This window comes from Pseudomonas sp. BS3767 (assembly GCF_900099665.1).
GTDB classification, from domain to species: domain Bacteria; phylum Pseudomonadota; class Gammaproteobacteria; order Pseudomonadales; family Pseudomonadaceae; genus Aquipseudomonas; species Aquipseudomonas cerasi.
In genome coordinates, this window is record NZ_FNCX01000006.1 from 268,829 (window position 1) to 282,478 (window position 13,650).

The following is a 13,650-nucleotide window of genomic DNA, read 5'->3' on the forward strand; positions in this document are numbered from 1 at the left end:
CGCTGATCAGATTGATCAAATGCGTATGAGTTCGCCGATAAACGAAAGCCCGTTGGCGCGGGCTTCGGTCGAGCCTCAGAGCATGTGCTGCCGATCCTGTTCGATCGCTGCCTCCAGCGTGTCGAGCAAGGCCTTTCTGACCTTGAGTTTGGTCTTCCTGTGCGCGCTCATGTTGATCTTCTTCAATTGCCCGGCGACGGCCAGCGCGGTGCTCTGCAGCTCCTCGACGCTGACCACGCGGTCGAGGAAGCCGGCGGCCATCGCTGCTTCAGGGTCGAACATCTCGGCGTTGATCACTGAGCGATTGAAGGCTGACTTGCGCAGGCGATCGCGCGCCAGCTCTATACCGGCATGGTGCATGGTCATGCCGATCTGCACTTCGTTCAGACCGATACTGAATGGCCCGGCGACGCCGATTCGATAATCGGCGGACAGCAGCAGAAAGGCGCCCTTGGCAACCGCGTGGCCGGGGCAGGCGACGATGATCGGGAAGGGGTGCGACAGCATGCGCCGCGCCAGCGTCGAGCCCTGTGCGACCAGCTCGATCGCGGCCTCGGGGCTGGAGGTCATGACCTTGAGGTCGTAACCGCCCGACAGAATGCCCGGCTGGCCGGTGAGAATAACGATGGCCCGATCCTTTTCGGCCTGGTCCAGCGCGGCGTTGAACGCAACGATCACGTCCGGGGAAATGGCATTGACCTTGCCGTTGTTCAGGGTCAGCGTGGCGACACCGTCGTCCAGATGGTATGAGACCAGATCACTCATGACGTGATTCCTTTATTGAAGTGAGCAGACGTTACTCATCCATAGGGAGCAGGTAAAGCGCTGACTGCCGGGTCACTGAATGGCGTGCCGATCAATGGCGGATTCAGCGCCGACTGCGCTCTGCGTCATGGCTGGATATCGTTGAATCCGCAATATTCTTCCCAGTCCATCCCCAGCGCTTCGGCGACCTGGCGGTGTGCTTCCAGACGCATGCTCTGCAACTGTTCGGGCGACTCGGCAATCAGTTCCAGTGCCAGCTCCCAGGTTTCGATACCCTGGCTCTCGGCCTCGTCTTCGAACGCCCACTGCACTTGCTGCTTTTGCTCCTTGGGGCTCAACGCGCTGATCTCATCCTTCAGGGTCGGATGGGTCGCGAGGTATTTCGCCAGCGCGGCCTCGTTCCACTCAAGCGTATTCATGTGGTTTTTCCTCAAACGTTTCGATAGCCAGGCTGTCTCTTGGAATAGCCCGGCAAGACGGCGTGATTGTGAGGGAGCTGGCCTTTGGTGTCAGCACTTGCAAGCGGCTGTCCGCACGAATTTATCGACCACTTGAAGAGGAGCCTGTCGTTATGATCAAAGTCAGCGTGCTGTATGCGTATGAAGAGGGTGCCCGTTTCGACCACGATTACTATCGTGACAAACACATGCCGCTGGTGCAGGAGCTGATGGGCAAGTACTGCAAGGGTTACAGCGTGGACCGAGGCATAGGCGGGGCAACGCCAGGCTCGGACCCTGTGTATATCGGCATGTGCCACATTTATTGTGATTCCATTGAAGACTTTGAAGCCGGCATGGGGCCGCATTCAAAACAGATCAATGCCGATATCATCAACTACACCGACCTGATCCCTGAAATTCAGATCAGCGAAGTGCGCGCCGATGTGAAAAACGTTCTGTAAGTTATCGAGCGCTGTCCTGAAGGGCCGGCCGTTTTTTCGAGGACATTCCACCCGACGGATCGAAACACTGACTGTCGTAATGCGGGCTTTGGCACTGCGAGGGGACGTTCGGGGGAGGCGGGCGGTTTCGCTGGAAAGCCTTGTAGCGCTCGGTCTCGATCACCTGCACCCGAGTGCGACCGCCGACCTTCAGGTATTCGGTCGCCTTGAGGTTGGTCTTGTGAACATAGTCCAACGGCTCGTCGTCCCATCGCATGTATGGCGGCCCCTGGCGTTGCAATGCGCTTTGCGCGCTTTCATCGCAGGGGATGGATGCATAACTCACCTTGCCCTGAGGTGATGTGCATTTGAAGATCTCGCCGTATGTTGCGCCACTGCCCAGCAAAGCGAACATCGACAGCGTTATTGAAAGCCTTTTCATGATGTACTCCCGGCAGACGCAAGCATGGCGCAAGGCTACCATTTGCTCTTTGCCGCTGCCATATCCCTCTGCCAGGTCCGTTCGTCAGACACATCGCACGGCTGTGTCCACAGGCTCTCTGACTATCAGGTCCTGAATTTAACAAACGGAGGCGCACATGACCGGCACCCAGCCAGGCAGCAGCAATGGAAACAACAACGATCAGGGTTTCGACGAGAAGTCGCCGGACGCCAAAGACCCGCAGATCGACCCTACCGAGCCTGCAAAGACTCCTGCGACCGAAAAAGGCAGCAAGGATGATTACCCGCCTTACACACCGGACAAGTAACTGACAGATTGCCCTCGGTGAGTACCGGGGGCGATTTATAGCTGAACCTCGCTTTACCCCCTCGTACTACTTGTTGGCATCCAGGTATTCCAGCAGATCTTCCATTCGCTCATCGTCACCCATCCACCACAGTTTCATGCGAGTGCCGGGGACAACTTCGCTCGGGTCCTTGATGTAAGTGCGTAACTCTTCGCGCGTCCAGACCAGCCCCGAGTTCTTCATCGCGTCGGTGTAAACGTAGCCTTCCTGTTGCCCCGCCTGACGACCAATGATGCCGTTGAGGGGCGGGCCAAATGCGCTGCGTGCAGAAGGGCCGATCTTGTGACAGCCCGAGCAGAGGCGGGTGAAGACTGCTTTCCCGGCCTCTGCATCGCCCGCGCCTTGAGCAAGCGCAGGCAGGGCCAGTGCCAACAGGAGTAATGCGGTTTTTTTCATCGGTCATCCACAGCGCGTTCGGCCTTTTGCTCAAAAGTGGCAAATCTTAGCGCAATTATCGCGGGATCACTTGCTGGCCGGTATCTGGCTCGACAGTTCGTCGAAGTCACGCTTGTAACTCGCCATCTCGGCTGCGCTGACAAAGCTCTGCTCAAGAACCAGCTTCTTCGCTCCGGCTTCGATGGTCTCCAACTGGTGAAGAAAGCGCTTTTTCTTTCTGGCTTCCATTCGCGTGCCAGCCTCATCGATAGCTGTGCGTAGCTCAGTTGCTCGCTGGTTTACGAAATCCTGGCCTCGACGATCAACGGTGAGCCCGTCGTTTTCGACATAGCCCTCCAGCCCGGTTTTCTTCAACACCAGCCAAAGCGCCTGATCCGGCGTGAACGTGCCCTTGAATTTCTTGACCTTTCTGCTGCTGTCCGCGCCCAGATCGACCTTCACCGGGCAGCCGGATCGGTGCGCAAGTTGCTGCAAGGCCTCGTCCAGACGTTGCGAGGGCATGTCATACGCCACCGGCGTCATCTGACACGCAGCGAACGCGGGAGCAGCCGCCAGACACGCAACGGCGAGGAGCAGTTTTTTCAGGGTGTTTTTCATGATTGCAGGGTTTCATCCGGGAGGTAGGGCTTGGAAATCGTTTTCTGCATGATGTTCCCTGTCTGCCCGACGCTTGCTTGAGCAGTCGTGTCCCTGATGTCTCTTGACCCATGCCAGACGCTGCATGCTCAAATCGCAGACAAAGAAAAGCCCGCGATGGGGGGTAGCGGGCTTAAGGTCTTGCTGGGAATTGAGTTAACAATAAACCCGCGAACGTGAAAAAAGCGTGAACTGCCAGATACAATTTACAAACAATTCAAATCACGGCTCGCCGTCCCAGTAATCGAGGTTTTCCGTGGTCCGCTGGTTGGCGGTGAACACCCGGGTTCCCTGCACTGAAACCATCGCCTGATACTTCCCCGAGTCCGGGTATTCACAAACCTCCGGCGTTTCCCGAGTGCTGATCGACAGGTACTTCAGCGGCGCCTGCGAGGTGTTGATTATCTGATGAGGATATTCGGAGCCAGCCGGGATAAACACGATGTCACCCGTTCTGATCGGCAGCATCTCACCCGCAACACGCAAACTGCCTTCACCCTCGACGATCACGAACATCTCTTCCTGCACATGATGAAAATGATAAGGGCAGGAGCGCTTGCCCGGCGCCACGACATCAATCGAGGCCCCCAGCTTTTGCGCGGCCGTGCCTGTGCCCAGGCGGGCTGCCGAGCTTTCATAGAGCGGTTCACGAACTTCATGTTCGAGGTGAGCCTCATTGAAATTGCGAATCAGACGAGACGCCAGTTCACGTGCGCGTTCATTCATGTCGGTCGACGCTCGATGAGTTCAGAAGAGGGTACTTTAGACCAGAGCGCGTGAGGTGTTGCAGGCAGTTACCTCGATCAGGAAAAAACAGCCCCAGGCAGCCGCCACAAAAAGCCCGCCGCGCCGCATGCATCCGTTGCGCAACTCGGAAACCTATTCACCTGAAACTCGTCTACACTTCAAATCACGATTTGGCCCTTACCAGAGGACGCACCATGTTTTCAAAACCCGACATTCAGCGCGTTCTTGAGACAGCTTTTCTGCCTTCCAGGTGCGAGTGCGTCGTAGCGCCAAATGAAACCTTCTCGGTGAAGCTTCTCCATCCCGAGTCAGGTGATATCCAGCTCTACGTAACGGGGCTGTCCCTGTCCGAGGTAGACAGCAGCCGATCCATCGCACGGCTGGTGCTTTCGCTGAGAGAACAACGAGACCTGATGGGGTTGATGGATTTGTCCCTGAGGCGGATGGCGTAGGGTCTGGGCTCGGATTTTGATTGGGGTTATTTGATTGCATTCAGCAAGGCCTATCGCTGCCAGGCTTATCGTGTGTATTCGCTCATGCGGCGTCTGACAGACGATTTTTGATATGTCAGAACCACAAAGCCCCTGAATTGCTCCCAGAATTTAGGGGCTTTGCGTTTATCGACATGGCGGTGAAGGAGGGGGGCTCAAGTAATCGTCAATGGCGTGGTGCGATACCGGAGCGTCTACCCTCGCGATTCCATCACCAAGACAATGACTTGATGCTTTCCCGAGAAACGAACCTTGAGTTGGGCCTGAGGTTGATTCCCTCTCGTAAGGAAAGCTGCGGTGCTCGCGGTTTGAATACACAACACTGTGCACAACTACCGGCGCCCGATGACAGGAGTCGCATTTGCACATGGATCGTCAAAAATGATGGGAACCGCAATCACGGTGCCAGCAAGTCATGTCCCACCTTTACCTCAGTTCGTACAGCCGCAGAGGCGTTGCCATTGAGTGAGCTACGCTGGGAGAGGTTCGAAAAGCTCACCCGCATGGATTTAGAAAAGGCCTGTGCGGCGTTCTTCGCCGGAGGCTGGTTGGCGAGGATTGATATGTTCTACATCGCCTTTGCAATATCGACTGGATTGCGTCGGGTCGCAGGCGTCTCCGCTTGGGCTTGAATTTGCCGGCGGCAACCGACCGCTATCGGACGCTCCTAGGTGCTGGTCGGTGGAGGTTGCTAACGAAGGTTGGTTTGGGTTGCTATTATAGCTACTATTTAACCTAGGCGGTCAAACCTTGTAGGTAAGAACCGCTTTATGGCAGAGATTGCGCGCCAACATTGTTTAGGGTTCCATTTATGGAAAACTATATTTTTCTCTTTCAGGGGATTGCATTAAAATGACAGAACGCAACATGCCAGAACTGATTCGACAGTATCGGGAATTAAAACCGAAGGTTGAACGTTTGAGAGGTAATTTGGTTGCCGCCTTGGAAGACATGATTGCTCAAAAAAATGTGCCTATATTCACAATCGAATCCAGAATCAAGGATGAAAATTCCCTTCTCGAAAAAATCTCAAGAAAGGGCTATGAGGCACAGATTGAAAATATCGACGACCTATGCGGAATTCGAGTGATCTGTTACTATCAAACCGATATTGTCATAACTTGCAAATTGATCGACGATGAATTTGATATAGTTTCCAAAGAAGATAAGCAAGATGAGTTAGACGACAATCAATTTGGCTATAGATCATTTCACTATGTCGTAAAATTAAAAAGTGAGTGGTTGACACACCCGGCCGCCAGAGGCCTCGACGGATTGAAGGCCGAAATTCAGGTCCGTACTATGCTTATGCATACTTGGTCCGCTATCAGCCATAAGTTGCTTTACAAAAGAGCATCTGACGTGCCGCCGCAGCTACGCCGAAAGCTTAACCGACTTAGCGCACTGATTGAATTAGCGGACGAACAATTTGATGCTATAAAAGACATGAAAATCGAGTACAAAAACGATTTTTCTAGATCGAATCAAGACTTCAGTAATCTAGATGAGCTTAATTCAGACAGTTTGCTAGCTCTACGTGATAGGTACTTTAATAAACGAAACTACAATGATGAGGATATACCTAGCTTACTCGAAGATATTCGGGAGGCAGGCTTTACCCTCAAAGAACTAATTGAAAATATTGAACATGCAATTCCTATTTTGAATGGCATGGAAGTTGAAGAGGCTGATTGCGCTGACAGCGAACTGCCGATGTGGGGGTTCTCAGGTGTGATCAGAACAATTCTAGATCTCACAAGCGATGATTTCTATCACAGCAGAGAACACACGTTGCCTGATTACGTTAGAGCCTCTAGAGATAAATATCGACAGGTCTTGAATTCGCAAATTTAGACGAGTATTAGACTGATATTTGAGCGATCCCGCAATGCAAAAACCATACTTAAACACGGACGTGATTTTACAAAAAATGTATTTATAGACTAATACTCTAGAGCCAAAGAAATGGCAGCGGATGTTGTCTTGTACCCCACCTCAAGCGCATCTTGAAACTGGATCGCTTGCGACTACGAGGGATGAGTTCACGTTAGCGGCTGCGGTACAGAACCTGCGCCGACTGGCCAGATCCTCCCACAGGATAGTACGCCTGCTTCAAGCAAAAACCCTTAAATCAACCCTCTGACAAAAGCAGCAACGGTCAACGAAGTACCGAAAAGCCACTTAACAGTGGTGAATGGATTCTTTGATAGGGCCAGCTCAACGTCAGGTTTCCTGAGAAATCGACCTTTTCAACAGAGTCGGCTAAAGCGGTCAGATAGAATATCTACGAAACCATGAGGGATTACATGAAGCATTGGTCCGACGCATTATGAACTTCAATGCGTTAGCAGTTACTTATATATTCAGGTGCGGAAGGTTAAGTGGCTTCGCTCTCAAGCTTTGAGAGCTCAAGATCGTCGCAATTCTCTCATTATGCGTATCCGGAAAGTAGATTTTCCCAGACGATCTTGTGATAGCGGTATACAGCAATGATAGCTTTTTTGACAGCTCGGTTTTACTTCTCAGATCAGAAAAATAGTATAAGTCCTCAGAAATTGCCATTCTCGGAAACTCGTAGTTTTTCACTGTAAATACTGTGGCCAACAACGGACGTGACGGTTTTCCATCAGCGAGCTCAGCCAATTTTGCGCATTGGTAAAGCCCGGAAACACCAAATTTGGTACCCACAACTTCGAGCCATTGCTCAACCCTGAGAAAGGCGTCGTTCCACTTCATTTCCGAATGCAATTGTTCCCAGCTTCCGAAGCGAGCAATCGCCCCGTGACTCGGACGCTTGTCATGCATATATAAATAAAGGCATCCCTCTAGGAATGGTTCGAACTGATTGGTCCAGTCAATGACCGCTGCACCTTGGCTCGAATTACGATTGCGAATTAACCAGTCGAAAATACCCCATTCATCGGCCACCAGAATTACCGAGGGTTCAGGAGGGAATGAGTCCGCTCGATAGTCAGCCACCACTGTGTCTTTCGCCTTATCAGCTACAAACGGTAGTGCGCTTGCGTCTGGGAAATCAGCTAAAAGTGGGTTTATATAGTCGGCCAATGCTGGGCCTGCTCGTAACGAGATAGCCATTTCGCGATGGCGGATCCTCGCGTTATGGGTTATGTATCGCCCTTGCAGATTTTGGAACTGGTCCCCCAAAGTAATTACAGTTTGAGGCGACCTGTCGAGGATATCGACCATTGGCTCGCTCAAGTCATGGCCTTCGTCAACAATTACTGTATCGATAGATTCAGGTAAATTAAGCTTTGATAAAGCCAATTGTTTAACTCGGTGGTAGCCACGCACCGGAAGTGGATCTTCCTCTTCCTCAAAGCTTGTCATCTTGAACCAAAGCTTTCCTGCCACGGCCGCTAATATTTCTTGTTCCGAAGTCGAGAGCCAGCGGACCTGATCGTAGGGTATATGACTGATAGTGATCCGGGCATCGTTTGAAAAGCAAAACTTGGCGATAACCGACCAGCAAAGAGCCGCCACACGGGCAGCATTACGATTACCGATTGAGCTGATCCCTGCCTTTTCTGCGAGCGCTGAATAAGAGAGTGGCAATCTCGAAATCGCCTTCAACCTCTTCTCAAGAGCCTTGTTCCCACCCGACAGAAGTCTGGTAGCCATCCACCTGAATGTTACCGCCCAGACATGATCCTCGGAAAATCGAGCTCGTATGGGTTTTAGCTTCGCTTCCACATCGGCGAGGAATAGGATTCTACGCTCAGGCATAAGAGCCAGTATCTCATTCAGCACAAAGGATTTCCCGGTGCCCGCGTGAGCTTGGGCATCGATGGAATCCTCCATATTTGCCCTAATGTTCTGAACCAACCGAAGCTGGTGATCGCTTAGCTTTACTACCAAACCGCTGGCGCGAACATGCTCATATTTGATAGCACCTAATGAAGCTGTATGTTGCTTCGCATAATCGAAATTCCAGGTGCCATCGGGATGAATGTACTGACGGCGAGCAACCGATTCCTTGTCCATCAGACTGATCTCGACTGCCAATGCTTGGAGAAGCCCCACTTCAAAATCGACTAGGCTGTATGCCCCGGCCAAAGCCGATCTCAGCTTATCGGAGTGATGAGTCAGCAGATTTGCAAACACTCTCTCCATCTCCAGAGGCGAGCGGACGGGCAGCTTAGGCAGCTGGAGCACGTAGAGAATCGTAGCTACCTCATAGCGAGACAGACGAACCACATCCAGAGAAAACCCGCTTGAAAGCGCAGCGCTGAGATTTTCACTGAGAGGCAGGTACCAGCGAGGTTTCTTCATGAAAATCATATCTCCCAAAAATTTAGCGCCGGACTTACCAGAGCTTTAGGCTAACCTAAGCGGCGTGCGATATAGCAATAATCTACTCAAGCTATGCTTTCGGAGATGGATGATTGCTCATCATTCGCTCAAACGGACCTATTATATCCGGGTCACCTGAATGTTTCGGTGCGATTGCTCCAGAAAAGACGGTGCAAGGTATTGCGTAAAATTTCACGACGTTCGTATGCTGATAGGGCCGCATGGATGAGCACAAGCGGCCTAAGCTGGAGCTTTCCTCTCACACCCGATTACTGCCTTTCCTGAAGTGCTGCAAACGATCCATAGCAGCCCTTCGTGATGCCCTAACCACAGCTACACTTAGGGAGTTTTTTATGCAAGAGGACGTAGAGTAAGCAGCTTGCTTGAATATATGGGAACCGGCCATCGCTTGGCCGTTAAGCAGCAGTAACAATCGAACCTTCTAGGGCCGGTCTCCGGGCGGCCTTTGATCATTCAACCGCATTCAAACGGCGGGTAGCTTTTCAATTGGAAACGACATGGACGTTTACTACGTTGGTACCGATAAAGCCAAACGCACTGCGCTGCTCGCTTCTGATGCAGACGTAATCCTATTGCTATTTGACCGCTGGGACGATTTCAACTTCAAGACGACCTTCCCGACGTATTGTCGGATTAGCGGTCAGGTCGTCGAGCTATGCCCTATCCGAATTCTTTTTGATGAACAAAAGGTTTCCTTTAGCTTTCTCGATGAGCTTGTGGCTAACGGTTGGGATGGGAAATTTCCCGTACAGGGCGTGCACTATATCTCCACACCCCATTCGCTCACTTTTTACGAACAGATTGATGGGCATCTTGATTTGAGGACTGCCGCTGAGGTTGCTCAGGTTCTGTGCGACGCCAGCTTCATGGTCCACATCGCTGCTGACCCTGATAGCCTGAGGTTGACCCAAAGCGAAGGTTTCTCCAACTCACTACAGCGTGAGCGGGCTTCGGTAGCTGCCTTTTTGGATGGATGGCGTTTCTTCCAGCAGCTCGGAATTAGCATTGGCAACTTGGTGTTCAACTTCAAAGACACCGAGGGCGTCGTACAGCCTCTGCAGCTCAATTTCGGTGCGAATAGCCCGCTACCGCATGACATCAATGTGCTGATAGGGCCAAATGGTGTAGGCAAATCTCAAACCCTAATTCAACTGGTGAGATCTTGGCTCAAACTCAATCCGACCGAAAAGGAGGACGTGGGCTTTCAAGAAGCGGTCAATATCAATCATGTTGTCGTAGTATCTTACAGCCCTTTCGAATTGTTTCCGATGAGTAGTGAGGGGGATCGCCACTATGACCCTGGGGAGCGATCTGACCAGGGGGTATATCAGTACTTTGGCCTCAGAGCCTTCTACCCCATTACCGATGAGTTAGGCCAGGAGCGTCACGGCATAAGGCTCTCACGAGATTGGCCGCGTCGAAATGCGGCTTACTCACTCATACAATGCGTGGCTGATGACCAGCGTTATGGAGCGATCAAGACTTGGTCAGCGAAGATCAAGACACTCAAAGACGTTCTGCAAGACGCCATAGAATTTGATGAGATTGCCCTTGGGATGACCGGCCACTTCGAGGAGGACGCGTTTTTTGAAGAGCCCACTTGGGTTTCAAGTTTAATTGAGGTCGAGCCACAGGAAGGTGAAGCCAACTTGCCTGAGGTCTACCTGCTTGTGGTTCCAACTGAAGTGCATGCGTTAAGAGTCGATGGTATGAAAAAGTACGTGCATGATCGCTCCGGCATCGTATTCATAAAGGATGGCCAGCCTGTACAACTCAGCTCCGGTCAGCGACTTTTTTCATACATTGTCGCCAACATTCTTGGGGCAATGCGCCGCAACAGCTTGATCGTGATAGATGAGCCTGAGCTTTTCCTGCATCCGACACTAGAGATTGCATTCATAGGTATGCTTAAACAGCTCTTGGCCAGCTATGCCTCGAAAGCCCTGCTCGCGACGCATTCTCTTGTTACTGTCCGAGAACTTCCAAGACACTGTGTGCACGTGTACGAGCGCACGCCCGACGGAGTGTTCATAAATCATCCGCCGTTTGAAACTTTTGGCGGTGACATTCAGCGAATCTCCTCTTACGTTTTCGGCGATAAGTCAGTCTCAAAACCATTCGAGGAATGGCTAAAAGTCAAGTTGCTGGATTACGGATCTGCTGACGCTTTGATAAATGCGCTTGGGGATAATATCAACGAAGAAATGCTGATCCAGATTCACGCGATGGCGGAGGGTAAATGGTGATACGTCTGGACTTACCGCATTTTCATCTAAGTGAACTTGAGATTGTCGATCAACTGGTGCTGGAGCGACAAAATGGCATCAATCGACTCTATTTCACCTCCATCCACGCAGAGTGGCGCGCGCGCGTGGGCCTTTACGTTGCTGTGAATGGAAACCCTGAGGCTATAGCGCCTTGGCCTGACTTGAGGGCTAAAGGGGTAGGAGACAGGTTCAGGAATCTCTATCTTTCACCTGGAGCTGAGTCAGTTCAAAAGCCCATTCTGGATGCGCTAAGACGGCGTACATTAACGTATTGCCCTGCATGTGGAGAGGATGGAACACCAAACACTTTGGATCACTACCTACCCAAAGATACCTACCCAGAGTTTGCTGTCTGTCCCGTGAACCTGTTCCCGATGTGTGATATCTGTCAGGGAGCCAAAGGGACAAAGCTGCTGAGCACTGACAATGAGCGATTGTTTTTGCACCCCTACTTTGATGCGTTCATTGATACTCAGCTTGTCGAGTTGACCATTGACGGCCCATACAATGCACCGGAAGCAATATACCTTAGGGCGGCGGCCGGCCTATCTGACGCCAGCCGTTTTTTGATAGAGAGACACTTGCGAGAGTTGAGCATCCCGTCGCGTTACTCCCGTTACTTTTCCGAAGCTTATCTTCGTCTTTTGCGGCATATACAACTTATGAGAAGTAAGGGGTCCGACATCTGCTCAAGGCTTGAGGACTTCAGAGACATGGAAGCATTGAAGTCCGTGAATGCTTGGGGGCACATTTTCTATGACGGAGTCCTGCGCGACAACGCCCTGGTAGATTATTTATTAAACAGTCCGGACCTTCCTCAAGTATAGGTTTTCTATGGAAGGTGAATCACCCTGAATCTTTTGCACTCGATGACCGCTTCTGGCCGATAGCAGCTCAATCACAGCGGGCAGCCACCGACCCAAGGCGGCCATGTCTTGGGTCTCTAATGGCTCAGGTGCTGATGATGGATAGGGCAGGCCAAATAGCTGCTCAGCTTTTTGATCAAATACGGTCAAGACAAAGCGCCTTTTTTCTACCTGGATTTTTGCTGTTAGTCTAACGACGAGGTTGAAAAAATCGTCGATTCCGTGTCGTTGATGCCACAGATTACCAATCCGTACACGATCCGTCCGCGTCTGATAGTGATGGCCTTCCGGCTGATTGCTTTCTCGTTTTACAGCTTCCCTTAAGCCTCCCCGCGCAAGATAAATATGCAAATACCCGGAGTGTCAGGAGCCTGGTGCAAAGCCGAAATGATAGCTCATTCCCAGCCCGTTCAAACCCGACTGAACTGTGAAGCCCTCCCGAGGCCTGAATTTAACCCCCCTTAAGGAGCCAGCCCCATGAACAGCGATCAACTCAATCAATACGACGCCGAGCGCCTTCACCAGCGAGTAGCGGCCGAACTGGGCATTACGGCCGAAGAGCTGACCACCTGGATGATCAACGATATCGAACGCGTGACCGAGGGCGGCAAGGACGTCGGGCACATGGTGGTCTTTCGCGAGTCGACCCCTGCGGAGGTTCTCGACAAGGTTCAGCACAAGCAAAGCCATTTCACGGCCATGACCGGTGTGATCGATCTGAGCTAAGTGCAGCGGGCTTTGATGCTCAAAGCCCGCAGACTCAATAGCCTGCCCCGGTGCCTGCGCCTGTCACGATCGCAATCCCGGAACTGGTCCCCAGGCGTGTTGCGCCGGCTTCAATCATCGCTCTGGCCGTGGCCACGTCGCGCACGCCGCCAGACGCCTTGACGCCGATGTCAGGGCCGACCACCCGGCGCATCAGCGCCACATCCTCGAGCGTTGCACCACTGCGGCTGAAGCCGGTGGAGGTCTTGACGAATGCCACGCCCAAGTCGCGACAGATCTCGCAGGCGCGGACCTTCTGCGCCTCATCGAGCAGGCAGGTTTCCAGGATCACCTTGAGCGGCACCTTGCCACAGGCTTGCAGCACTGCGGCGATATCGTCGCGGACCTCATCGAACAGGCCGTCCTTGAGCCAGCCGATGTTCAGCACCATGTCGATTTCCTGAGCTCCGGCAGCGATCGTCAGGGCGGCTTCCGACGCCTTGCTGGCACTCAGCCCGGCGCCCAGCGGAAAGCCCACCACCGCACAGACCTTCACGGCAGAGCCGGCCAGTTGTCGAGCGGCAAAAGGCACTTGGCTGGAGTTCACGCACACCGAGTAGAAACCGTGCTCCCGGGCTTCGGCGCAAAGTGTGGCAATCTGCTCTCGGCTGGCATCCGCCGCCAACAAGGTGTGATCGATGGCCTGGGCCAGTGCAGCGGGTTCGAGTGAATTCATCAAGGGATTCCTGTCATCAG

At 52.4% G+C, this 13,650-nt stretch carries 15 protein-coding genes; 7 read left to right on the forward strand and 8 right to left on the reverse strand.

The window, feature by feature from the left end; genetic code table 11:
* Positions 1-75: 75 nt before the first annotated feature.
* Both BLR16_RS18710 and BLR16_RS18715 read right to left on the reverse strand, forming a co-directional pair.
* On the reverse strand, positions 76-765 hold the full coding sequence (locus BLR16_RS18710) for a crotonase/enoyl-CoA hydratase family protein (RefSeq protein WP_003371569.1): 690 nt from the start codon (positions 763-765) through the stop codon (positions 76-78).
* A gap of 125 nt (positions 766-890) precedes the next feature.
* A complete protein-coding gene (locus tag BLR16_RS18715; RefSeq protein ID WP_003405751.1) occupies positions 891-1,184 on the reverse strand; it encodes a DUF6388 family protein in 294 nt (97 codons plus the stop codon).
* 152 nt (positions 1,185-1,336) lie between these two features.
* Between BLR16_RS18715 and BLR16_RS18720 the strand changes: the two genes are divergently transcribed.
* Entirely contained in the window at positions 1,337-1,666 is a 330-nt protein-coding gene (locus BLR16_RS18720) for an EthD family reductase (protein WP_003436688.1), read from the forward strand.
* 1 nt (position 1,667) lies between these two features.
* Here the strand turns inward: BLR16_RS18720 and BLR16_RS18725 are convergent, their stop codons facing one another.
* Entirely contained in the window at positions 1,668-2,087 is a 420-nt protein-coding gene (locus BLR16_RS18725) for an iron ABC transporter substrate-binding protein (protein ID WP_003371574.1), read from the reverse strand.
* A gap of 157 nt (positions 2,088-2,244) precedes the next feature.
* Between BLR16_RS18725 and BLR16_RS18730 the strand changes: the two genes are divergently transcribed.
* Positions 2,245-2,415 (forward strand): DUF6021 family protein, encoded by a 171-nt coding sequence (locus tag BLR16_RS18730; RefSeq protein WP_003371575.1) that lies wholly within the window; start codon positions 2,245-2,247, stop codon positions 2,413-2,415.
* A gap of 66 nt (positions 2,416-2,481) precedes the next feature.
* Here BLR16_RS18730 and BLR16_RS18735 read toward each other — a convergent pair whose 3' ends face one another.
* The 3 genes from BLR16_RS18735 to BLR16_RS18745 all read right to left on the reverse strand — a co-directional run bounded on the left by BLR16_RS18735 (position 2,482) and on the right by BLR16_RS18745 (position 4,212).
* Positions 2,482-2,850, reverse strand: a complete 369-nt coding sequence (locus BLR16_RS18735) for a c-type cytochrome (RefSeq protein WP_003371576.1) — start codon at positions 2,848-2,850, stop codon at positions 2,482-2,484.
* A 66-nt stretch (positions 2,851-2,916) separates the two neighbouring features.
* Positions 2,917-3,447 carry a hypothetical protein gene (locus tag BLR16_RS18740; protein WP_003436676.1) on the reverse strand — a complete coding sequence of 177 codons (531 nt, stop codon included), beginning with the start codon at positions 3,445-3,447 and terminating at the stop codon, positions 2,917-2,919.
* 261 nt (positions 3,448-3,708) lie between these two features.
* A complete protein-coding gene (locus tag BLR16_RS18745) occupies positions 3,709-4,212 on the reverse strand; it encodes a cupin domain-containing protein (protein WP_058396589.1) in 504 nt (167 codons plus the stop codon).
* A gap of 215 nt (positions 4,213-4,427) precedes the next feature.
* On the opposite strand from BLR16_RS18745, the gene BLR16_RS18750 reads away from it, so the two are divergent.
* Together BLR16_RS18750 and BLR16_RS18760 are read left to right on the forward strand one after the other, a co-directional pair.
* A complete protein-coding gene (locus BLR16_RS18750; protein WP_065350221.1) occupies positions 4,428-4,685 on the forward strand; it encodes a DUF1652 domain-containing protein in 258 nt (85 codons plus the stop codon).
* Between the two features lie 906 nt (positions 4,686-5,591).
* Positions 5,592-6,578, forward strand: a complete 987-nt coding sequence (locus BLR16_RS18760; RefSeq protein WP_074808029.1) for a GTP pyrophosphokinase — start codon at positions 5,592-5,594, stop codon at positions 6,576-6,578.
* Between the two features lie 501 nt (positions 6,579-7,079).
* On the opposite strand, the gene BLR16_RS18765 is transcribed toward BLR16_RS18760, so the two are convergent.
* Positions 7,080-9,014 carry a hypothetical protein gene (locus tag BLR16_RS18765; protein WP_232917511.1) on the reverse strand — a complete coding sequence of 645 codons (1,935 nt, stop codon included), beginning with the start codon at positions 9,012-9,014 and terminating at the stop codon, positions 7,080-7,082.
* 539 nt (positions 9,015-9,553) lie between these two features.
* Between BLR16_RS18765 and BLR16_RS18770 the strand changes: the two genes are divergently transcribed.
* The 3 genes from BLR16_RS18770 (at position 9,554) to BLR16_RS18780 (ending at position 12,915) form a co-directional block, all read left to right on the forward strand.
* Positions 9,554-11,302: an ATP-binding protein gene (locus tag BLR16_RS18770; protein WP_074808035.1), complete on the forward strand. Its 1,749-nt coding sequence runs from the start codon at positions 9,554-9,556 to the stop codon at positions 11,300-11,302.
* Positions 11,296-12,150, forward strand: coding sequence for a hypothetical protein (locus tag BLR16_RS28945; RefSeq protein ID WP_232917510.1), 855 nt, complete (start codon positions 11,296-11,298; stop codon positions 12,148-12,150). Before BLR16_RS18770 ends, BLR16_RS28945 begins: the two co-directional genes overlap by 7 nt.
* 516 nt (positions 12,151-12,666) lie before the next feature.
* Positions 12,667-12,915, forward strand: coding sequence for a hypothetical protein (locus BLR16_RS18780; protein WP_032698248.1), 249 nt, complete (start codon positions 12,667-12,669; stop codon positions 12,913-12,915).
* Positions 12,916-12,949: 34 nt separating this feature from the next.
* On the opposite strand, the gene deoC is transcribed toward BLR16_RS18780, so the two are convergent.
* On the reverse strand, positions 12,950-13,630 hold the full coding sequence (gene deoC, locus BLR16_RS18785) for a deoxyribose-phosphate aldolase (protein WP_074808039.1): 681 nt from the start codon (positions 13,628-13,630) through the stop codon (positions 12,950-12,952).
* Between the last annotated feature and the right edge of the window lie 20 nt (positions 13,631-13,650).